The sequence below is a fragment of the Massilioclostridium coli genome (assembly GCF_900095865.1).
In the GTDB taxonomy this organism is placed as follows: Bacteria; Bacillota; Clostridia; order Oscillospirales; family Ruminococcaceae; genus Massilioclostridium; species Massilioclostridium facile.
Map to the genome: position 1 here is coordinate 348,135 of NZ_FMIZ01000005.1, position 21,388 is coordinate 369,522.

At 39.3% G+C, this 21,388-nt stretch carries 19 protein-coding genes; 15 read left to right on the forward strand and 4 right to left on the reverse strand.

Annotation, left to right across the window (positions count from 1 at the left end):
- The 6 genes from BQ2683_RS02070 (at window position 1) to BQ2683_RS02095 (ending at window position 5,842) form a co-directional block, all read left to right on the forward strand.
- Window positions 1-501, forward strand: a complete 501-nt coding sequence (locus tag BQ2683_RS02070; protein ID WP_083256328.1) for a GNAT family N-acetyltransferase — start codon at window positions 1-3, stop codon at window positions 499-501.
- A gap of 63 nt (window positions 502-564) precedes the next feature.
- Window positions 565-1,425 carry a DNA-3-methyladenine glycosylase family protein gene (locus tag BQ2683_RS02075; RefSeq protein WP_069987101.1) on the forward strand — a complete coding sequence of 287 codons (861 nt, stop codon included), beginning with the start codon at window positions 565-567 and terminating at the stop codon, window positions 1,423-1,425.
- 112 nt (window positions 1,426-1,537) lie between these two features.
- Window positions 1,538-2,017 carry a transcription elongation factor GreA gene (greA, locus tag BQ2683_RS02080; protein WP_069987151.1) on the forward strand — a complete coding sequence of 160 codons (480 nt, stop codon included), beginning with the start codon at window positions 1,538-1,540 and terminating at the stop codon, window positions 2,015-2,017.
- A gap of 83 nt (window positions 2,018-2,100) precedes the next feature.
- Complete coding sequence (lysS, locus tag BQ2683_RS02085; protein WP_069987102.1) at window positions 2,101-3,597, forward strand: lysine--tRNA ligase; 1,497 nt, start codon at window positions 2,101-2,103, stop codon at window positions 3,595-3,597.
- Between the two features lie 385 nt (window positions 3,598-3,982).
- The gene (gene uraA, locus BQ2683_RS02090) at window positions 3,983-5,290 is read left to right on the forward strand and encodes a uracil permease (protein ID WP_069987152.1); all 1,308 of its coding nucleotides are present in this window, start codon (window positions 3,983-3,985) and stop codon (window positions 5,288-5,290) included.
- Window positions 5,291-5,617: 327 nt separating this feature from the next.
- Window positions 5,618-5,842, forward strand: coding sequence for a helix-turn-helix domain-containing protein (locus BQ2683_RS02095; RefSeq protein WP_069987103.1), 225 nt, complete (start codon window positions 5,618-5,620; stop codon window positions 5,840-5,842).
- 82 nt (window positions 5,843-5,924) lie between these two features.
- Here the strand turns inward: BQ2683_RS02095 and BQ2683_RS02100 are convergent, their stop codons facing one another.
- Window positions 5,925-9,821 carry a glycosyl hydrolase gene (locus tag BQ2683_RS02100; protein ID WP_069987104.1) on the reverse strand — a complete coding sequence of 1,299 codons (3,897 nt, stop codon included), beginning with the start codon at window positions 9,819-9,821 and terminating at the stop codon, window positions 5,925-5,927.
- A 169-nt stretch (window positions 9,822-9,990) separates the two neighbouring features.
- Between BQ2683_RS02100 and BQ2683_RS02105 the strand changes: the two genes are divergently transcribed.
- A complete protein-coding gene (locus BQ2683_RS02105; protein WP_069987105.1) occupies window positions 9,991-11,106 on the forward strand; it encodes a helix-turn-helix domain-containing protein in 1,116 nt (371 codons plus the stop codon).
- A gap of 67 nt (window positions 11,107-11,173) precedes the next feature.
- On the opposite strand, the gene BQ2683_RS02110 is transcribed toward BQ2683_RS02105, so the two are convergent.
- The 3 genes from BQ2683_RS02110 to cysK are packed head-to-tail and all read right to left on the reverse strand — an operon-like array spanning window position 11,174 to window position 13,417.
- Window positions 11,174-11,392 carry a Z-ring associated ZapG family protein gene (locus BQ2683_RS02110; protein ID WP_069987106.1) on the reverse strand — a complete coding sequence of 73 codons (219 nt, stop codon included), beginning with the start codon at window positions 11,390-11,392 and terminating at the stop codon, window positions 11,174-11,176.
- Window positions 11,385-12,461 (reverse strand): tRNA 2-thiouridine(34) synthase MnmA, encoded by a 1,077-nt coding sequence (mnmA, locus tag BQ2683_RS02115; RefSeq protein WP_235843876.1) that lies wholly within the window; start codon window positions 12,459-12,461, stop codon window positions 11,385-11,387. Before mnmA ends, BQ2683_RS02110 begins: the two co-directional genes overlap by 8 nt.
- A 23-nt stretch (window positions 12,462-12,484) precedes the next feature.
- Window positions 12,485-13,417: a cysteine synthase A gene (gene cysK, locus BQ2683_RS02120; protein ID WP_069987108.1), complete on the reverse strand. Its 933-nt coding sequence runs from the start codon at window positions 13,415-13,417 to the stop codon at window positions 12,485-12,487.
- A gap of 146 nt (window positions 13,418-13,563) precedes the next feature.
- Between cysK and BQ2683_RS02125 the strand changes: the two genes are divergently transcribed.
- The 8 genes from BQ2683_RS02125 to recJ all read left to right on the forward strand — a co-directional run bounded on the left by BQ2683_RS02125 (window position 13,564) and on the right by recJ (window position 21,374).
- Window positions 13,564-14,730, forward strand: coding sequence for an amidohydrolase (locus BQ2683_RS02125; protein ID WP_069987109.1), 1,167 nt, complete (start codon window positions 13,564-13,566; stop codon window positions 14,728-14,730).
- 2 nt (window positions 14,731-14,732) lie between these two features.
- The gene (locus BQ2683_RS02130) at window positions 14,733-15,575 is read left to right on the forward strand and encodes a fumarate hydratase (RefSeq protein ID WP_069987110.1); all 843 of its coding nucleotides are present in this window, start codon (window positions 14,733-14,735) and stop codon (window positions 15,573-15,575) included.
- An 18-nt stretch (window positions 15,576-15,593) separates the two neighbouring features.
- On the forward strand, window positions 15,594-16,712 hold the full coding sequence (locus BQ2683_RS02135) for a THUMP domain-containing class I SAM-dependent RNA methyltransferase (RefSeq protein ID WP_420806765.1): 1,119 nt from the start codon (window positions 15,594-15,596) through the stop codon (window positions 16,710-16,712).
- 31 nt (window positions 16,713-16,743) lie between these two features.
- Window positions 16,744-17,148 carry a hypothetical protein gene (locus tag BQ2683_RS02140; RefSeq protein ID WP_083256330.1) on the forward strand — a complete coding sequence of 135 codons (405 nt, stop codon included), beginning with the start codon at window positions 16,744-16,746 and terminating at the stop codon, window positions 17,146-17,148.
- Between the two features lie 375 nt (window positions 17,149-17,523).
- Window positions 17,524-17,721 carry a hypothetical protein gene (locus tag BQ2683_RS02145; protein ID WP_069987111.1) on the forward strand — a complete coding sequence of 66 codons (198 nt, stop codon included), beginning with the start codon at window positions 17,524-17,526 and terminating at the stop codon, window positions 17,719-17,721.
- A gap of 76 nt (window positions 17,722-17,797) precedes the next feature.
- Window positions 17,798-18,622 carry a phosphatase PAP2 family protein gene (locus BQ2683_RS02150; RefSeq protein WP_069987112.1) on the forward strand — a complete coding sequence of 275 codons (825 nt, stop codon included), beginning with the start codon at window positions 17,798-17,800 and terminating at the stop codon, window positions 18,620-18,622.
- Window positions 18,612-19,064 (forward strand): GNAT family N-acetyltransferase, encoded by a 453-nt coding sequence (locus BQ2683_RS02155; protein ID WP_069987113.1) that lies wholly within the window; start codon window positions 18,612-18,614, stop codon window positions 19,062-19,064. Before BQ2683_RS02150 ends, BQ2683_RS02155 begins: the two co-directional genes overlap by 11 nt.
- Before the next feature lie 282 nt (window positions 19,065-19,346).
- Entirely contained in the window at window positions 19,347-21,374 is a 2,028-nt protein-coding gene (recJ, locus tag BQ2683_RS02160; protein ID WP_069987114.1) for a single-stranded-DNA-specific exonuclease RecJ, read from the forward strand.
- The last annotated feature ends 14 nt before the right edge of the window (window positions 21,375-21,388 follow it).

Sequence of the window (21,388 nt, forward strand, 5' to 3'; positions counted from 1 at the left end):
ATGTCAATTCAAATCAAGATTTGTAGTACACAAGAGGATGTAAAATTAATTGCTGCTTTAGCGGATAAAATTTGGCACGAACATTTTACTCCGTTGATTGGTAAAGAACAAGTGGAGTATATGGTAGAAAAATTCCAAAGTGAGCAGGCAATTGGAGATGCTGTCAACCATCAAAATTACCGTTATTTTATGGCATTTGACGGAGACCGTTTGGTAGGGTACTGCGGTGTACAACCCCAGGAAAAAGAGCTGTTTTTAAGTAAATTATATATGGATCAGGCTTATAGAAAGCGTGGCATCGCAAAAAGTTTACTGGAACAGGCAAAAATATATGCGAAAGAGTTGGGAAAACCGTCTATTTACCTCACTGTTAATAAAGGAAATAATGGTCCTATCGCAGCATATTTAAAAATGGGGTTTACCAATGATGAATCCATTGTAACTGATATTGGAAACGGCTTTGTAATGGATGACTATATTATGCGTCTGCGTTTACAATAAAGACGTAGATGAGATATAAAAGGCAGTGGATGTTCCATTGCCTTTTGCGTTATGGAGGAATTGATGGAATATCAAGTAAAAGATGGAAATTTAATCTTACATATCCCGGGTTTTTCTCTGGTTGACAGCTTGGATTGCGGTCAGTGTTTCCGGTTTGAGCAGCTGACTGATGGCAGGGTTTGCGGTATGGCGGGAAACCATTTTTTATCTGCTTTCCAGCAAGGAGATCAAATTACCTTTGAACATATGGAAAAGCAGGAGTTTGAGTCCTTTTGGAAGGATTATTTAGATTTGGAAACCGACTATCAGGCGATTCAGAAGGTAATTTGCCAAGATAAAACCATTGCTGCTGCTTGCGAATATGCGGGTGGTATCCACATTTTAAGGCAGGATAGTTGGGAAGCGCTGTGCAGTTTTATCCTCTCTCAAAACAATAATATTCCAAGGATTAAAGGAATTATTTCGCGGTTATGTGAGAATTTTGGGGAGAAAACAGAATATGGCTATGCCTTTCCCACATTACAACAGCTTTCTCAGTGTAATTTGGAGGATTTATCTGTATTACGGGCTGGTTTCCGCGCAAAATATTTGTTGGATGCCATTCAAAAAATCAATTCTGGCGAAGTGGATTTGGAACGGGTACGCACTGCGGATTTTCCACAAGCGAAAGAGGAATTGTTGAAAATTTGCGGCGTTGGAACAAAAGTTGCGGATTGTGCGTTGCTGTTTGGATTTTACCGTTTAGAGTCTTTTCCAATTGATGTGTGGATGAAACGTGTAATGGAACATTTTTACCCTGATGGGTTTCCAGAATACGCAAAACCGTATGGTGGAATTGCCCAACAGTATTTGTTCCATTATATCCGTACTTGTCCAGATCAGATCCCAGATGAAATACGGAAAAAGCAGAAAAATGCCGGATAATCAGGTGTTTTTTGTGATTTGTTCGCTTGACAGAACCCCTTGAATTTTATATAATATAGGGTATTGTCAACAAGTTAATTTTTAATATAAAATAGATTTATTGGAGGTAGTCATTTTGGAAACGAAACAGACGATTTTGACCAGTGAGGGTTTGGCGAGACTGGAAGAAGAATTAGAAGAGCTGAAAACGGTCAAACGTAAAGATGTAGCGGATAAAATTAAAGTTGCACTTTCTTTTGGCGACCTTTCTGAAAATAGTGAATATGATGAAGCAAAAAATGAGCAGGCGATTATTGAAGCAAGAATTGCCCAGCTGGATGCAATGCTAAAAAATGCGAAAGTTCTGGACGATGATGAAGTAACTACAGATAAAGTAAGCGTTGGTTCTAAAATCAGATTAAAAGATATTGAATTTGACGAAGAAGTAGAGTACTCTATTGTTGGTTCTACCGAAGCCAATCCGGATGAAGGAAAAATCTCGGATGAATCTCCAATCGGAAAAGGCTTAATGGGCCGTAGTGTTGGGGATGTTGTAGAGATTGAGGTTCCATCCGGAATGATTGAATTTGAGATTTTGGAAATTTCAAAATAGGGTGAAGAACGTCCGGTGGTTAGCTATAATACTGCTAACCACCTTTTATTCAGGAATAACAGAAAAATAATATGGAGGTAATTATGGCGAACAACGAGAATCGTACTGAACAAGTACAGGATTTAAACGAACTGTTGCAGATTCGACGTGACAAGCTGACGGAATTGCAGGAAAATGGACAAAATCCATTTGAGATTACCAAATATGATGTGACAGCACATTCGAAAGAAATTATTGATCATTTTGATTGCTTTGAAGGAAAAACCGTTTCTATTGCAGGTAGAATGATGTCCAAACGTGTTATGGGAAAAGCAAGCTTTGCCCACTTCCGGGATAATGATGGTTTAATCCAATCCTATATCCGGAAAGATGAAGTAGGCGAGGACGTTTACCTGGGCTTTAAGAAAATGGATATCGGGGATATTGTAGGAATTGAAGGTACTGTTTTCCGCACACAGCATGGGGAAGTTTCCATTCGTGCACAGAAATTGGTGCTGCTGTCTAAAAGCCTGCTTCCTTTGCCAGAAAAATTCCATGGTTTAAAGGATATGGATACAAGATACCGCCAACGCTATGTTGATTTAATTGTAAACCCAGAAGTAAAAGATACTTTTGTAAAACGCAGTAAAATCATTACAGAAATCAGAAGATTCCTGGATGGGGAACAATTCTTGGAAGTAGAAACTCCAGTATTACATACGATTGCCGGAGGCGCTACAGCACGTCCATTTATCACCCACCACAACGCACAGAACATGGATATGTATATGCGTATCGCGTTAGAGCTCCATTTAAAACGTTTGATTGTCGGTGGTTTTGAACGTGTTTATGAATTGGGCCGTGTATTCCGCAATGAAGGGATGGATACAAAGCACAATCCAGAATTCACTCTGTTAGAATTATATCAGGCATATACAGATTATGAAGGTATGATGAACCTGACAGAAAATCTAATCCGCACAGTGGCACAAAATGTATTGGGGACAACCACTTTGGTATACGGCGACCAGGAGATTGATTTAGGCAAGCCATTTGAACGTATCTCCATGACTGATGTGGTCAAAAAATATAGTGGAGTTGACTTTAACGAAATTACTACTTTGGAACAAGCCCGTGCGGTGGCGAAAGAACATCATATCGAATATGAAGAACGCCATATGATTGGAGATATCTTAAACCTGTTCTTTGATGAATATGCGGAAAAGAATCTGGTACAGCCAACCTTTGTGACCGATTATCCAGTTGAAATTTCCCCACTGGCGAAGAAAAAGCCATCAAATCCAAAATTAACTGAACGTTTTGAGCTGTTTATTTTGGGTAGGGAACATGCAAATGCATTCTCTGAATTGAATGACCCAATCGACCAGAAAGAACGTTTTGAGCATCAGGTGGAATTGAAAAAAGCTGGAGATGATGAAGCTGGCGATATGGACACTGACTATATCACTGCTTTGGAATATGGTATGCCACCAACAGGCGGCTTGGGAATTGGAATTGACCGTTTGGTAATGCTGTTGACCAATAGTGAAAGCATCCGTGATGTATTGTTATTCCCGACTATGAAGCCATTAAGCGAATAATGACATGAGCCTTATTGCAAATAAGCAATTATAGAAAAAACAGATAATGAAAAAAGCCCCTTATGGTTTTTATATTACCATAAGGGACTTTTTTGTGTTATAGAATCATACTCCCATAAAAGTTGAAAAGATCGGATTTAAATAAAAAGAATTTTGTCATTTTATACAAGAAAAGGTGAAATTTTTTATCGCTATAAATTAGAATAAATCATGAATTAAGGTTTTTTGTTGCATCTTGTTATGTTATAATAAAAAGAACGGCCACTGAGGCTGGCTGAAAAAAGGAAAATAAAATGAAAAAGTGCAATTTTTATTATAATTGTGCGAATAAGGAGGAATTTGATTGGCTGAAAGAAAGATTATTCAGGTAGAAGACAAAGTCCCGATGAAGTTGATGGTTCCGCTGAGTATTCAGCACATGTTTGCCATGTTTGGCGCTTCGGTGCTGGTTCCATTTATGTTTGGGATTAATCCGGCAATTGTACTACTTACCAACGGTATCGGTACATTGCTGTTTATTCTAATTACCAAAGGGAAAGCTCCAGCTTATTTAGGATCTAGTTTTGCCTTTTTAGCTCCAGCGGGGTTGGTAATTGATAAATGGGGATATTCCTACGCCCTTGGTGGATTTGTGGTTGTGGGGCTGTGTGGATGTCTATTAGCTTTTATCATTTATAAATTTGGAACGAAATGGATTGATATTGTTCTCCCTCCAGCTGCTATGGGGCCGGTCGTTGCTTTAATCGGATTAGAATTGGCAGGAAGCGCGGCATCTAATGCGGGAATTTTGGCGACGACATCTTATAACATTGTAGATCAGGCAAAAGGGCTATATGAGCAGGTTGTAACCCCCGTAGCAATGAATAACATGATTGTATTCTTAATTACTTTGGGTGTTGCAGTATTTGGAAATGTGTTGTTCCGCAAATTTTTTGCTGTTATCCCAATTTTAATTGCAATTGTGGTAGGCTATATTGCCGCTATCATTTTTGGGGTAATTGATATGGCAACGATTCAGGAAGCAATCGCAACTCCAATTTTTACATTACCCGAATTCCAACTACCTCATTTTGATCCACAGGCAATTTTGATTATTTTACCAGTTATTCTGGTTATTGCGTCAGAACATATTGGCCATCAGGTTGTAACCAGCAAGATTGTTGGGCGTGATTTGTTAAAAAATCCAGGATTACATCGTTCATTATTTGCAGATAATTTTTCTACCATGTTGTCCGGTTTGGTGGGGTCTGTTCCTACTACCACATATGGAGAAAATATCGGTGTTATGGCGATGACTAAAGTGTATTCTGTCCGTGTTATTGGTGGGGCAGCAGTATTATCCATTTTATGTTCCTTTATTGGCCCTATGTCCGCTTTAATCAATACTATTCCAGGGCCAGTAATTGGTGGGATTTCTTTCTTGCTGTACGGAATGATTGGTACTTCCGGTATCCGTATTTTAGTGGACTCTAAAGTGGACTACGGAAAGAGCAGAAACCTTACCTTGACATCGGTTGTATTTGTGACAGGTTTATCTGGCGCTGCGGTTCAGCTCGGCAATGTGGAGTTGAAAGGTATGGTGCTAGCATGTATTGTTGGTATGATATTATCCCTGCTGTTCTATATTTTTGATAAATTAAAATTGACCAACGATAGAGAGGAAGAACAGTCCGCTGAAAATCCAGAGAAATAAATATCTTTATAAAATTATTGAACACCTGCTATTCTATTAGTAGGTGTTCAATATTATTTTAACAAGATAAAACCTGCTATGAAACGAAACATTCATAGAGCAGGTTTTATATAATGATAAAGGTTCTAAATTGAGTACTTATAATTTAGCAATGAGATTTATTTGCAGAAGAAATAGAGTACTTCTTTTAGAATTTTCAAAAACAACTAATTTATTGATGGTTGTTTTGTTAACAGAAACTTGAGTGATATCTACTTAACTGGTTGTTTAAGTATTTCAAAGAAGTGTCATTTAGAAATTTATAAGATTGGCAATAATGGAGGTAATATGTACTATCCACGATTAAAAGATTTAAGGGAAGACCATGATTTAAAACAAAAGGAAGTTGCGGTAATTTTGGGGATTGACCAAAGGGTATACAGCAATTATGAAACAGGGAAAAGGGAAATCCCAACTCGGTTTGTGATCCAACTTGCGGAGTTTTACCATACCAGTACGGATTATATTTTGGGGCGGACAACGCTGATTACACCTTATCCATACAAAAAATAAAAGCCACCATATGGTGGCTTTTATGAGTATTAGACCTTTCAACGGATGAATTGGAAGGTATTTGTAAGAGAAAATAATATCATTATTTTCTCTTACGGACAATCAGTATTACCGTACCTGCTATTGCTAGCATTGCTGCACCTACGATTGGAGTAAAATCTCCAGTTTTTGCTGCGTTTGCTTTTGTTGTCGTTGATGTTTGGCTTGTTTGTGTAACATTGTTGTTTGTAGTCTGTGCTTCATTTATTTTCCCATCAACTGTTACCAGTCCATCCATTGCGGATTGTACTTTTGCTACTGCCGTGTTTACTTCATCCTGGGTGGCGTTATCATCTACCAATACATCTTGTGCTTCCTTTACTGCTGCTGTCAATGCTGCGTAGCTTTCCGTTGTGTATAAGGTGGAATCTTTTTTATTTGATTCCTCTATTACAGCTTGTAATATGGATTTATCTGCTTTGAAACGTAAATCTAGCATTGCATTCAACAGGTTTGTTTCTGCTGTTTCAATTTCTGCCTGCATGGCATTGTCTTTATCCGCAATCAATCTCTGTGCTGCTGCCAGTGCTTCTTTGAATTTTGCCTGACCAGCTTCGATATAGTTGTTTAAGTCATAGCTTTCTGCCAATGCTACCAGTTGTTCTAATGAGTGGATATCCCCTTTTACAAAGCCCAGTTTATGGATTTCGTTCAGCAAAGTTTGCCATGCTTCATCTATGGCTATTTGATTAGCATTGCTATCTGCTGCTACTGCTTTTGCGTTGTTTAATGCTTCGGTAAAGGATGTTTGTACATCTGCGATTACGTTATCAAACTCATCGCTGTTTGCTGCATTATCCGCATAATCAATCACTTTATTTAGGATGGATTTATCCGCAGTTTCAGAAATCACAACATCTTCATAAGGAAGCAACGAAACAACACCGTCTACGCCCATCATACCATAATCCTGATTTTCACGGCTATTCACTTTACCACTTCTGGTTTGTGGAGTAATTGAGTTAATATAATTAATAAAAGTAGAAGAAACTTTTATAGAGATAGTGTTTTCTCCCTGTTGTAAATATGCTCCAATATCTACATTGGTATCTATCTGATTTGCAGCCTGTAGGGTATGTCCATTCACTGTAATCTGGTAAACATCTGAAATATCCCCTAATTGAATGGTAGCACCTTTTTGCTGGTTCCAGTTATCAAGCTGGAAGGTTGTGGTATAAGTGCCAATACCAGATACATCTTTTAATCCTTGGATTTCTCTCCATGGAACTAATTTATTCAACTGGATTGGTTCCAATTTTGTCTTTTTAATAGTGGTTAGCAGGGTTGGGTCATCTGGTTTTGTCCAGCTTTCAATCGATAATGTCCAGTTATCCAATGTGATTGGAGTTAGTTCATCATTTACAGAAATTTGTTTTGTGGTTCCATCCTGTAATGTAATTTGATAATTACCTGGCTCAGAAATTCGTGCAACCAACTGGTTTTGGCTATTATATCGCAATTCTGTATCTGATACAACTGCATGGGAAGAAGGTGTTGTTTCATTCCAGCCATCCTGTGCTATGGCAAGTAAAGCAGTTTCTTTGGCATCGAAAGAAAGGGAGACTGTAGTAGTTCCATCCTTGATTTGATATTGGGCAATAGGAGTAATTTCTCCTGTCCATGCGTCCAATAAATATGGAATGCCTTCGCTATCCAATGTGATTGTGGTTACTGTTTGTTTATCTCCTTGATTATAGAAATAATAGTAGTCTGCATTGGTATCCTGCCTATGCTGACTCAATAAAGAGGATGGTTGGGCATAAGAAGTGTCTGGGGTAATATCAATCTGCTGTAGTAGTGCAGGAAGGTCACGCTCTGTAGTAACCTGATATACATTCTCAAACGAAATGATTTGTTCTACAATTTTGGTAATATCTTCATCAGATTCGGTGAAAAACTTAGCTGTAGAAGGTAGCTCCCCTACAAATACAATTGGCAGCCCCGCTTTTGCGTATTCCAACAATTGATTTGCAGCATCCAAAGAGAGGTCTAACGGAACTAAATTTTGCATTTCATCTGGATGCTGTTGGTTGCCTTTGTGGTTTTCATGGTTGACAATTAGCGCTTTATAGGCTGGGCCATCTGCATCCAATACTGGTTGCCCATTTTGTGTAGAAACTTTCGCAGAATCCAAATCCATTAAAGCTGGACTGATAAAATCATAAGAATAGCCATATTGTTCCAGATTAGATACAAACAGTGGCTGGTACATCTGGCTTTCAAAATAGGTGTTACGGAAAAATGCAAGATCTACTTTCGCTTCCCCTTGGCGCATAACATACTGGTTACGGGCAACATACTTCATTGAGTCGCCCATCATTCCCCACTGTACCTGACGTTCTCCCCAGGCATTGGCATACGAAGTGAGGCCAAACCCTTCGTATCCTGGCCAACTGATACCTGGTACATATCCGTTTTGGTTCCCTACACCATGATATTCCCCACTATAGCAGGAACCATGTAATACCATTTGATTGATACCACTTGCGAAGGAAATATTGATTTGGTCGGTTAAGTCGGTTAATTTTTGAGCATAGTTTCCGTTTCCTTCGACACCAACTTCGGTGGATAAAATTTTTTTATCCCCCATATGTACTGTACCGGAGAAAAGGCGATATCCATCTGGTTGATCGGTATAATACATGGATTCTGTTTCTGGAATTCCAGTAGCAAGGTTTGCGGCAGTCATATCCACAGATAAACCGTAGTTCTGTACTCTTGCATTCCATCCATGTTGTTCACACCATTGTTGGATTGGATTGAGGTACCGTTCTACAAATAATTCCGTTAAGGTTTGATAATAGTCGTTCCGGATTTTTACAGACATGCCATCTGCTGTTTGGAAAGCGCCGTCTTCTCCATACGCTCCACCAATCAAGTCCACAAAATTGGAAAGCCCGGTCGGGGAAGGTAAATAGGCTAAATAAGGGGTAACATCATACCCTCTTCTGTTCTGGAATTCTTCCAGAAAATCATCACTCCATAATACACCAAAATTTCCACCTCCTAAAGCAGCTGAGATACCATCTCCAAATTTATATTCGTAAGAATCAATAAACATAGCATTGATATGATCCGCATATGGCAGCCAGGATGGAACAACGGTTTCTTCATAGTAACGGAGCAGTTCATTTACTGCTGCAGTACTGATTGGATTGATAGAAGGATATTTTCCATTAGTTTGATCTGTTGGGGATTGATAACATGCAACCAGCACCCATTTTCCCTTTGTATCAGCTGGAGTAGACCAAGTAATAGTATTATTCTGTCTATCCACTACTCCTTCCGTATCCGTTAGGCAATAGGAACCGTCTTGATATACATAGGTTGGTGCTGGTGAGTTTCCTACCATACCAGGATGGCTAATGTATTCTGTTTCCTCATCCACTGGATAAGCGTTGACAGATAATAATTTTGTGTTTTCTTTGGTGTTTAAGGTGAGTTGTGCGGTTTCCCCAGCGGATACAATCACTTTATCATAACTGAGTTGTTGCGCTACCAGTTCGTTTTGGTCAGAAGTAATGGAATTGATGCAGGAAGTACCGGACCCCAAAGGCTGGGTAATATCTAGTTGGAAACCAGGATAATTTTCATCAATATACTGTAACGCCTGGGCAATTACATCAATATATGCTTGAGAGTTCCAACCGGCTTCATCAACTACTTCTTTACAAAGGATTTCTGCCCCGCCAAATCCCTGCTTGACAAATTCGTCAATTTCATGTTTCACTTGTTGGATATCAACAGCCCCGCTAGGAAACCACCATCTGATTTTTGGCTTGTTTTCAAAAGATGGGTTCGCAAATTGTTCCGCAAAGGTATTACTGGAAGAATCAGGTGCTGCACTGACATGATTGCTGAAACCAAGGCCAGTTGCTGTCACAGCCGCGGCCATGCAGATAGCCACCAGCTTATAGCTATTTTTTTTGATAAATTTCATTTTTTGCTCTCCTTTTACTAAATTTTGATTACATTATAGTAATATTTTATAGTGATTTCTAGGTAATGAAATGAAAACCAACCATAAAGCAATGTATCTAGTTACTAGGATGTTTCCATTGACAGGACAAATTGGTTTTTCTATAATAAGGATAAAAGGAGGAAAAATAATGGAACAGATAGCCCAAGTCGATCAAAAAGTTGAGAAAATAATTAGCCGATTGTTTGAAAACCCATCCCAAAACAATCCTGTTTTTTCTCGTGAGTTCAATGGACGGATACAAGGAGGATTAAAGTTCCCCAAACAGATAAAAACCTCTAATGAGGGGCTAAAAAAACAAAACTATGTGATTTTAACAGAAGGAACAATTTTTGGGCAGGATGATATTGTAGTTTCCGTAGAGTGTAAAGCATTGAATAAGAGGAACGATCAGTTTACCCGGGAAGCTTTCTCACAAATTGGAATGGAATATCCTTATATTGATCGGGATAAAGTAAAGCCGTTGGTTCATAGACACGATTTTTTTGAGTTGTTTTATGTCTATCATGGTGGATGTATTTCTACGATTGAAAACCAGGATGTTTCCTTTTTTGCAGGGGATATCTGTTTGTATAACCGCAATGCTATTCACAGCATGTACGTCCCTCATGACCAAGACCTGGTATTTAATGTTTTAATCCGAAAAAATTTAATCACTGAAACCTTCCATTCTATCATTCAGGGTTCCGATTTGTTTTCCCAGTTTTTTATTGATTCTTTACAAAAACCAACCACAAAAAATTATCTGGCAATCCAGCAAATCCAAAAAACAACGATAGAGTTCTACCTGAAAAAAATGGTGATTTGTTTTTTTAATGAGAACAATCAGGAGTATTTAAAGTCTTTATTGATCTGTTTCTTATATGAGATTGAAAAACAGTACCGCCAGGAAATGATGGAGCAAAGCTTGGATCAAGAGAATAATATTACCATTGTAAAAATACTCCAATATATAGAACAGCATTACATGGACTTAACCTTAGAAACTTTGTCGGAACAGTTCCACTATACACCCCGAAATATGATTTACTACATCAAAAAATATACAAATAAAACTTTTTCCGAATTGATACGGGAAAGCAAAATCAAAAAGGCCTGCGAACTACTTATAAAAACAAACCTGACACCGGAACAGATTACGGAACAGGTTGGATATAATGATAGGAGTTATCTGGACAAACTGTTCCATCAACAATTTGGTGTTAGCATGGTAAAATACAAGAAAAAATATAACCATTTATTATAGATTGTGGAAAAAGAAAAAGGTGAACAGTACTGTCCACCTTTTTCTTTTTCCATTAAATATTCATTGGTTAATAATAAGATTCTTCATCCACTTCATCCCAGTTGATTTCTTCGAAATCCTCTGGAGAGCAGCAATCACAACTACAATCGCAACTATCCTGCTGTAATTGTTTTGGTTTATGGTAGGATAGTCTTCCTGCTAAAAATCCGATAATAGCTCCAACTGCTAAACAAATACCGCCAATGAGATACCACTCTTTTTTGATCATATCCATTTTCCTATTCAATAATAACACCTCCTGCAATGACGGCTTCCCCTTGATAACAGACAGCGGATTGTCCTTTTGTGATTGCACGTTGAGGTTGTTCAAACTGTATGTTTGCTGTACCATTTTCTTGTGGAATCAATGTTGCTGCCGCATAAGGGGCACGGTTTCTGATTTTTACCATTACTTTTGTAGGACTGGTAAGCGGTTCTGGCAAAAGGTAACAGATATCCGAGATCGTGAGCTGGTCATGATAAATTTCTTGGTCGTCCTTCAAACATACCGTATTGGAAGAAGGATCAATACTAGCTACATACATCGGTTTTCCAAATGCCATTCCAAGACCTTTCCGCTGCCCCACTGTATAATACCAAATTCCTTTGTGCTGCCCTAATGGATTCCCTTTACTGTCCACAAAATTGCCTTTTGGAGGAACTGTTCCTACATAACGTTCCAGGAACTTTCCATAGCCTTCTTTTGCGTCTATAAAGCAGATTTCCTGACTATCTTTTTTTCGGGAAACATGTTCAAATCCGAATTTTTCAGCAATTTCCCGTACCTGTGGTTTTGTATAATTCCCCAATGGGAACAGGATATAGGGCAGGCGGTCATAAGGAATGTGATACAAAAAATAACTTTGGTCTTTTTCAGGATAAAAAGAGGTTTTTAACTGCCAAATCCCGGTTTTATCCTGGTCGATTCTGGCGTAATGACCAGTAGAAATAAAGTCAGCGCCTAATTCTTTTGCTTTTTCGTAAAATAAGCCAAACTTGATTTTTTGGTTACATACAATACATGGGCTAGGGGTACGACCTGCTTGATATTCAGATACAAAATTTTCAATGACATCCCGTTTGAATTCTTCCCTCATATCAATCACATGATGGGGGATTCCCAAATGCTCACATACTTTTTTTGCGTCTGCAATATCATCCTTTCCTTTGTTTGCGAATAAATCCGGCCATTCGTCCTGGGGTTTCCACAATCGAAAGGTAACCCCTATAACGTCATAGCCTTGTTCTAACAAGAGGCCAGCAGCAGCTGAACTATCTACACCACCGCTCATTCCGATCATTACTTTTTGTTTCAATATTCTATGGCTCCTTTCCTAGTTTAATCAAACAGTCCTGGAGTAGAAAGGTAACGCTCTCCAGTATCTGGAAAGAATACCACAATGGTTTTTCCTTCTAATTCAGGTTTTTGTGCCAGCTGTGTTGCAGCAGCTAGAGCAGCCCCACTGGAAATACCAACTAAAATTCCTTGTGATTGTGCCAGTTCCCGTGTGGTTTGATATGCCTGTTCTGTAGTGATGGTGATAATTTCATCAATGATGCCCGTGTTCATTACGGATGGGACAAATCCAGCTCCAATCCCCTGCAATTTATGGGGACCAGCTTTTCCGCCGGATAATACGGGGGAATCTGCTGGCTCGGTTGCCACAATTTTGATATTGGGCAGTTCCTGTTTTAAGATTTCCCCAACACCGGTGATGGTTCCTCCAGTTCCTACACCAGCAACAAAGGCGTCGATTTTGCCATCGGTATCCTGCAGGATTTCCTTTGCTGTTGTTTGGCGGTGGGCTTCTGGATTAATTGGATTGTCAAATTGGGAAGGAATAAAAGAATTTGGGTTTTCTTTTGCCAGCTGGTTGGCTTTTTCGATTGCCCCTTTCATCCCTTTTGCGCCTTCTGTCAAAACCAGTTCCGCACCCAGTGCCTTTAATAAATTACGGCGTTCGATGCTCATGGTTTCTGGCATGGTTAAAATCAGGCGCAATCCTTTTTCAGCACAGATAAACGCCAGTCCTACACCAGTGTTTCCGCTGGTTGGCTCAATAATCAGGGTATCTTTTTGAATGAGGCCTTTTTTTTGCGCGTCATCAATCATATATTTCGCAACACGGTCTTTTGCGGAACCCAATGGATTAAAATATTCCAGTTTTGCAATAATTTCCGCTTTTAACTGATGCTTTTCGCAGTAATGTTGCAATCGCACCATTGGCGTATTGCCAATTAAATCAGAAAGATGATTGTGAATATTCGCCATAGGGAATTCCTCCAGTTTTAATAGGATTTCATTTGTTTCCATCATAGCATTGGCTTGGAGAAAAGTCAAGCAGAAAAGGTTTGAGTTTTCCAGCGTTTTGTGGTTTAATAAGAGTAAAGTATTTTATAAGATAAAGGAGCGTTGCTATGCTGATCAAAAATGCTGTGCTTGAAACAGTCGAACATGGCAGGATTCCGCATGGATTTCTTCAAATAGAATCAGGTAAAATTGTCGCGATGGGAAACATGGAGGATTGTCCAAAACTAGATGGCTTGGATTATTCCGGCTATACTCTCTATCCAGGTTTTATTGACTGCCATTGCCATTTAGGTATGTGGGAGGACTCCCTAGGATTTGAAGGGGAAGATGGAAATGAGGATACCGATCCAATTACCCCACAATTGGATGCATTGGATGCCATTAATCCAATGGATAACTGTTTCCAGGAAGCCGTATCCGCAGGAGTTACAACAGTAGTAACCGGTCCTGGAAGTGCCAATCCCATTGGAGGGCATTGGATTGCCTTGAAAACAGTGGGCCGCAGAGTAGATGCTATGGTGGTAAAACGGAATATTGGAATGAAGTTCGCTTTGGGAGAAAACCCAAAAGCAACCTACAATGACAAAAATCAAACCCCTGTTACCCGTATGGCAACGGCGGCTTTGATCCGGGAACAGTTGCAGAAAGCAAAGCGGTATCAGATGGATTGCCAGCGGGCTTTAGAAGATGAGGAACTAGATCAACCAGAATATGATGCCAAATGCGAGGCGCTGTTGCCAGTACTAGAACGAAAAGAAAAGGCGTTTTTTCATGCTCATCGGGCGGATGATATTTTTACTGCTATCCGTTTGATTCGGGAATATCAATTGGATGGTGTTTTAGTCCATGGTACGGATGGCCATTTAATTGCGGACTTGTTGGAAGAAGAACATCTTCCAGTGATTACAGGTCCGATGATAACCGACCGTTCTAAGCCAGAGCTGAGAAACCAGAAAATTCAAAATCCAGCCATTTTAGCAAAATACCAGATACCAACCGCCATATGTACTGACCATCCAGAGGTTCCTATCCAATACCTTCCTTTGAGTTGTGGGATTGCCATAAAGGGAGGATTGTCCAGAGAAAAAGCATTACAGGCAATTACCATAGAACCCGCCCGAATTTGTGGGTTAGAACAAAGATTGGGTTCTCTGCAGGTAGGAAAAGACGCGGATATTGTGGTTTATCCAAACGATACAGATCCATTTTCGGTTTATTCCAGTCCATTTCAAGTGATAATTGATGGAAAGTTTGTTTATGAGGAGACGAAATAGCAATGAGAGAGATAGATGTAAAGGAATTAACTTCTTGTATTAAACAGTTGTGTATTCAGGCAAATAAAGAACTGCCTTGCAGTGTTAAAAAAGCAATTTCCAAAGCAAGAAAACAAGAATGCAGCGAAATATGTAAAAGCGTTTTAGGGGATTTGGAAGAGAATATCCAAGCTGCAAAAGAATTGGATGTACCTGTCTGCCAGGATACTGGAATGGCAGTAGTATTTTTGGAAATTGGCCAGGATGTTCATTTTATCGGCGGAGATTTCAATGAAGCGGTAAACGAAGGAGTACGCCAGGGATATCTGGAAGGATTATTGCGTTTATCCGTCGTAACGGATCCAATCCGTCGCGGTAATACCAATGATAATACGCCTGCTATTCTGCATACTTCGATTATCCCAGGGGATAAAGTGAAAATTATGGTGGCCCCGAAAGGATTTGGTAGTGAAAATATGAGTGCCATTCGGATGTTTACCCCATCCGCCACCCGCCAGGAGATCATCGGGTTTGTAGTGGATACTGTTCGCAAAGCGGGGAGCAATCCATGTCCACCTGTGATTGTTGGCGTTGGGATTGGCGGAGATTTTGAACAGTGCGCTTTGTTGGCAAAACAGGCGCTTTGCCGTGACCTTGACCAGCCGAATCCAGACCCATTTTATGCGGAAATGGAACAAGAGATGTTACAACAGGTAAACCAGCTGGGAATTGGTTCCCAGGGATTTGGCGGGGATGTTACTGCGTTGGGATTAAATATTGAAACTTATGCAACTCATATTGCAGGGTTACCAGTAGCGGTGAACATGGGCTGCCATGTGACCCGGCATATGTGTGCAGAACTGTAGGATAAAGGAGAATTGAATTTGGAACAAATTACAATGATTTGCCCCTGCCATTTTGGGTTGGAAAGTGTACTGTCCGGCGAAGTAAAACGGCTGGGGGGACAAAATGTTACGGTAACCGATGGAAGGGTTGCATTTGACGGAGATTTGGAACTGTTGGTAAGGGCTAATTTGTGGCTACGTACTGCGGAGCGGGTATTGATCCGTTTGGGGGAATTCCACGCCACCTCGTTTGAGCAATTGTTCCAGGGTGTGAAAAAACTGCCATTAGAACAGTGGATTGGCGCCCATGACGCTTTTCCTGTAAAAGGGCATTCGTTGAACTCACAGCTGCACAGCATCCCGGACTGCCAATCAATTATCAAAAAAGCCGCTGTGGAACGACTAAAAGAGTGTTACCATGTCCACTGGTTTGAGGAGAACGAAGCGGTGCATCAAATCCAGTTTTCAATCTTAAAAGATGTAGTTACTGTGATGCTGGATACCTCCGGACCTGGGTTGCACAAAAGGGGATACCGACAAAATTCCAATGCTGCTCCAATTAAAGAAACACTGGCATCTGGCATTATTGATTTAGCTCATGTAAAACCTTTTTCCACAGTGTATGACCCATTTTGTGGTTCCGGTACTTTTTTAATCGAGAGTGCAACCAAAGCGTTGAACATCGCGCCTGGGATCAACCGCCGTTTTGCAGCGGAAAAGTGGAAGCAGATCCCGCAAAAAGTCTGGCAGGAGGAGCGTACTCGTGCCCTTGATTTGGTTCGTAGAGATGTGGAGTTCCGTGGGTATGGACTTGATATTGATCCAGCTGCTGTAGAATTGAGTACAGCAAACGCAAAAAAAGCTGGTGTCCTTCCAAGGTTGAAATTTAACCAGCGGGAAATTGCGGATTTTTCTCCTGTAACAGATAAAGGGATTGTTATTTGCAATCCTCCTTATGGGGAACGTATGCTGGAAATAAGACAAGCGGAAGAAATTTACCGGACGATGGGAAAGGTATTCCAGATGGGAAATGGAATCCACTATTATATTATCAGCCCTCATGAACAGTTTGAAACCATCTTTGGGAAAAAAGCAGATAAACGCCGTAAGCTATATAATGGGATGTTAAAATGCCAGCTCTATATGTATTTTAAGTAGTCCATCTAGTGGATTTAAGAAGGGAATCCCTATGAAAACATTAAAATATCAATTATTCTCCAGTGTCATTTTAATTATTTGTATTTTACTTATGTTCCTTTCCTGGTTTGGTGGCTCCCGAGGGGTACAAGAAATATCAGGGACGATTGTGTTGTATCATCCTGTAACTATTATTGGAATTTTGATAACCTTGATTGGAATATGGTTTGAGAATCGACGATTTGCTATGGTTTGTGGGATATTAGGACCCTGTTTATTGCTGATAATGGAGTTGTTTTATTTTTTTACATGGCACATAGAAACTATAACAGGAGAATTCAGCTTAGGAATCAGTTTTTCCTTGGCATATCCAGAATTTTATTTTGGCTTTGGTGTCACACTGGCATTGCTGGTGGCAAATTTGATGCGTATCAGGAAGTGCTTCTACCAAAAATAACTGCAATATAATTTTGTAGAAGAATTCAAAAATTGGAAACTACAAAAATGATTGGTGGATTGATGAAATAGCATGACCGTAAATTATGATGGGATTATTTTCAGCAATGCTGTTTGCTATTTTATAAGATTGAATATAGATATGAATTTGAAAGCGTGAGGTAGATGGATATTTTTTTATGGATAGCAATAGGGGTGGCAATCTTATGCGCTACAGTAGCAATCTATTTTGGAACAACAAAATCCTAGTTGGAGAGGCAACGGAATCTTTTATTTCCTTTTCCTTGAAAATTATTTCTAGATGTACAATATAAGAGATTAAGACCGTTTAGAATAGCCGATGATATATTTGTTTATTAGTTTGCGGAGGAATTGTATGGATCAAAAAATAAAAAACGGTGGTATGGGCTTTGTTTCTACATTGACGTTAATTTTTATTGTTCTAAAACTTTTAGGTCTTATAGCATGGAGTTGGATATGGGTATTTGCTCCTATTTGGATCTCTTTTGTGTTGATTGTATTGGCTTTTGGTGTGATTCTGATTGGTGGCAGAATCAAAAAAGGGAAATGGTAATTTTTTATTGGCACAAATGTAGAATATGATAAGGAAAGGGACCGTTTGATTAGCAAAAAAAGAAAGGATGGAAATTTTGTCAAAAACAAAACGGAATTTATGGTTAGTTGCTGGAATCTGTTTTTGGATTTTAGGGGCAATTGTATTTGGAAAATACGATTTGGAAATATCCCAATTGCTTTACCATCCTGATTGGAAATGGGCAGTTGCCTTTGAGAATGGAGGTAGGTTGACAACTCCTATTCTATTAGCGGTTGGTCTCCATTTTTTGATTTATTTGGAAAAGCGGAAGCATCCAAAGAAAATTTACTGGGTTGTCGATGTTGGGATTATGGCGATTGTGGTGGTATTAATTTTGTTGTTTTCTGGTGGACTGAGTGGATTGGTACAGGAATTGTTTCTAACAGCAATTTATCTGGCTTTTTATTTGCTGATCCAATTGGGAGGAAAACAACTGGATATGGACAAGCTAATACAAATTAAAAAAATTGTATGGACGATGTTTGTTGCTACTGCGTTGATTTTTTTGGTTATTACAATTGTAAAAGTATTTGCCGGAAGATTGCGGTTTCGAGATATGGAAAACATCTCCCAGTTTGTTCCATGGTATCAATGGCATCCCTTTTCTGGAAACCATTCTTTTCCTTCTGGACATACAGGTAACTCTATGGCGGTCATTGGTGTTTTGTTATTATCCGGACTGATCCAGACGAGATGGAAACGTATTTTAGTCGCAGCTTTACCAATCGTTTATTTGTTGTTAATGGCTATTAGCAGGATTATTATGGGGGCACATTATGCCTCTGATGTTTTATTTTCATTAGGGATTATAGCATATGGCTGGTATATTGCAATATGGTTATGTCAGCGTTATCAGAAAAGGAAAATAGATGGAAATTAAACGGGTTTACTCTCATAAAAAAGCATTTTTAGATTTGTTATTATTGGCAGATGAACAGGAATCCATGATTGACCGTTATTTGGAGCAAGGGGAACTGTTTGTTTTATATGACCAAGGTGTGAAAACAGTTTGCGTTGTGGTAAAAGTACAGGAGAGGGTTTACGAAATCAAAAACCTGGCAACAGACCCCAGTTTTCAAGGCAAAGGATATGGAAAGGCAATGGTGGAGTATATTTTTCAACTTTATCAAAAAATAGCAGATTATCTTCTGGTTGGAACTGGGGACAGCCCTTTGACAATTCCTTTTTACGAAAAATGTGGTTTTTCCTATTCCCATCGGGTTCCGAATTTTTTTGTGGATTTTTATGACCATCCCATTTATGAAGCGGGGAAACAGCTTATTGATATGGTATATCTTAAAAAAGATTTCGTTTCGGGTTAAAAAATACCTTTGGATAGTATACTATCCAAAGGTATTTTTATGTCGGACTATAACTATGATTTATTATATTAGCTTATAGGGTTTGCGGATCAAATTTTATTTTTTCTTTTTCATGTTTTACAAAAAGGACAGAAGATTCTTTTTCGGAAAATCGATCCTATTTTTTGGAGAATATCGCCTGGTTATGGGGGATTTTAAAAGAAGCACAGTTGAAACGAACAGAAAAATGATGTATAATAAATACAAAAAGTAATTGATTTTCAGGATAGAGTGAGGCATACTATGAGTTTAAAAAAATGGATTTTTCACGCGGCATCGCCAGAACGTTCTGAGGAGATTTCAGAGCGATTTGGAGTGAACAACATAATAGCGGACATCCTGGCAACTAGAGGGTTTCAGGATGAAGAAATTGAGGAATATTTCGGTCAAGGCGAATTGGAAAGCCCATTTGTTTTAAAGGACATGGACCTGGCTGTAGAACGCTTAAATCAGGCGCTGGAAAACCAGGAAAAAATTGTAGTTTATGGGGACTATGATTGTGATGGAATTACTTCTACTTATATTTTGTACACCTATTTATTATCGATTGGAGCGGAAGTAGAGGCTTTTATTCCAGAAAGAAATGTAGGTGGCTATGGGTTAAATCAGGAAGCGATTGATCAATTCCATGAGCAAGGAGTACAACTGCTTGTTACGGTGGATAATGGTATTTCTGCCTTAAAAGAAGCAGATTATATTGCGGAACTTGGCATGGATCTTATCATAACTGACCACCATGCGGTAGGGGATACTTTGCCTCAAGCAGTGGCGGTTATAAACCCACATCGCAGTGACTGTCCATCAAAATTTAAAGATTTAGCTGGTGTTGGTGTTGCTTTTAAACTAATCGTGGCAATGGAAGAAGGGGATTACCAGAGCGCTTTGCAATTTGCCGGGGAATTTGTAGCGATTGGGACGATCGGTGATATTGTCCCTTTGGTTGGTGAAAACCGTACTTTGGTTCAGGAAGGATTACGGCTATTAGAGTTTTCTGAAAACTTAGGGTTAAATAAATTGTTCCAAAAAGCGAAGATCCCTCGTTCCAATGTACTGGCAACTGTAATTGCGTTTGGGATTGTCCCTCGTATTAATGCTGCTGGCCGTTTTAATATGGCTAATAAGGTGTTTGAGCTGTTTACCAGCGAGGATAAAGAAACGATAGATACAATTTCTACCGAACTGAATGAACTCAATACAAAACGGCAACAATTGGAACAAGGTGTTATACAGGAGATTATGCAACAGATAGCGGAAAATCCGAATTGCCTTCATGACCGTGTATTAGTATTTGCGAAAGAAGGATGGCCAAAAGGGATTTTGGGAATCGTCAGCGCAAGGATTACAGAGCGATATGGAAAGCCTTCTGTTGTAATGGAAATTGACGGGGAGTATGCAACAGGGTCTGCTAGAAGTATTGATGGGTTCTCTCTTTATCAGGCCATGTATGCCAACCGGGATTTATGTGTAAAATGGGGTGGACATTCCAAAGCCGCTGGTATGACAATTGCTACAAAAGATTTAGAGGCATTCCGGAAAGGGCTTAATTTATACGCGAAAAACCATTTAAAACGTATGCCGGATAGTTCTTACAAGATTGACAGGGTAGTGACGTTAAAAGAACTCACCGTTGAAAATGTGGAGTCTCTTTCTGTTTTAGAACCATTTGGATGTGAAAATCCTTCCCCATTGTTTTTGATGAAAAATGTACGTTTAGAAGAAGTGATCCCACTGGCTGGTGGGAAACACCTGAAGCTGAAATTTTTTGCTGGTACAGGAATGATGCAAGCTTTGTTGTTTGGTGTCCCACGCTCCCGTTTTTATTTCAAACGAGGGACGATGCTCAACCTAGTTGTCAGCTTGGATATCAATAATTTTAATGGGCGTAAAAGTGTATCCGTTAAAATTAAAGATATGCGTCCTTGCTCTTTTGAACAATATCGGTTTTTTAGCGCCAAATGGGCCTTTGAGGATATTATGCGTGGAGAGGTAGAGGATCCCAAAATAAAAGCTCGTGCATTACCAAATCGGAATGAGATTGCGGCCATTTATCGGACTCTACATAATCTGAAAAAATTTGAGGGTAATGCGGAAAAATTGTACCTGTTAACCTTAAAAAGTGGTATGAATTATTGTAAATTATCCATTATTATTGAAATTTTAAAGGAACAAGGATTACTAGAAATGGTAGAAGATGGGAAAACTATGGTGATGAAGGAGGCTACTGCCAAAGTAAACCTTTCGGAATCTAAAATTTTGGCGCAATTGAAATAAAAAGATAGGGTGAA

Coding starts and splice junctions, on each gene's coding strand:
- lysS (WP_069987102.1), top strand. CDS start 2,101: ATGGCGAACAACGAGAATCGTACTGAACAAGTACAGGATTTAAACGAA.
- BQ2683_RS02070 (WP_083256328.1), top strand. CDS start 1: ATGTCAATTCAAATCAAGATTTGTAGTACACAAGAGGATGTAAAATTA.
- uraA (WP_069987152.1), top strand. CDS start 3,983: ATGAAGTTGATGGTTCCGCTGAGTATTCAGCACATGTTTGCCATGTTT.
- BQ2683_RS02155 (WP_069987113.1), top strand. CDS start 18,612: ATGGAAATTAAACGGGTTTACTCTCATAAAAAAGCATTTTTAGATTTG.
- BQ2683_RS02100 (WP_069987104.1), bottom strand. CDS start 9,821: ATGAAATTTATCAAAAAAAATAGCTATAAGCTGGTGGCTATCTGCATG.
- BQ2683_RS02130 (WP_069987110.1), top strand. CDS start 14,733: ATGAGAGAGATAGATGTAAAGGAATTAACTTCTTGTATTAAACAGTTG.
- recJ (WP_069987114.1), top strand. CDS start 19,347: ATGAGTTTAAAAAAATGGATTTTTCACGCGGCATCGCCAGAACGTTCT.
- BQ2683_RS02105 (WP_069987105.1), top strand. CDS start 9,991: ATGGAACAGATAGCCCAAGTCGATCAAAAAGTTGAGAAAATAATTAGC.
- BQ2683_RS02125 (WP_069987109.1), top strand. CDS start 13,564: ATGCTGATCAAAAATGCTGTGCTTGAAACAGTCGAACATGGCAGGATT.
- BQ2683_RS02140 (WP_083256330.1), top strand. CDS start 16,744: ATGAAAACATTAAAATATCAATTATTCTCCAGTGTCATTTTAATTATT.
- BQ2683_RS02075 (WP_069987101.1), top strand. CDS start 565: ATGGAATATCAAGTAAAAGATGGAAATTTAATCTTACATATCCCGGGT.
- BQ2683_RS02145 (WP_069987111.1), top strand. CDS start 17,524: ATGGATCAAAAAATAAAAAACGGTGGTATGGGCTTTGTTTCTACATTG.
- cysK (WP_069987108.1), bottom strand. CDS start 13,417: ATGGCGAATATTCACAATCATCTTTCTGATTTAATTGGCAATACGCCA.
- BQ2683_RS02095 (WP_069987103.1), top strand. CDS start 5,618: ATGTACTATCCACGATTAAAAGATTTAAGGGAAGACCATGATTTAAAA.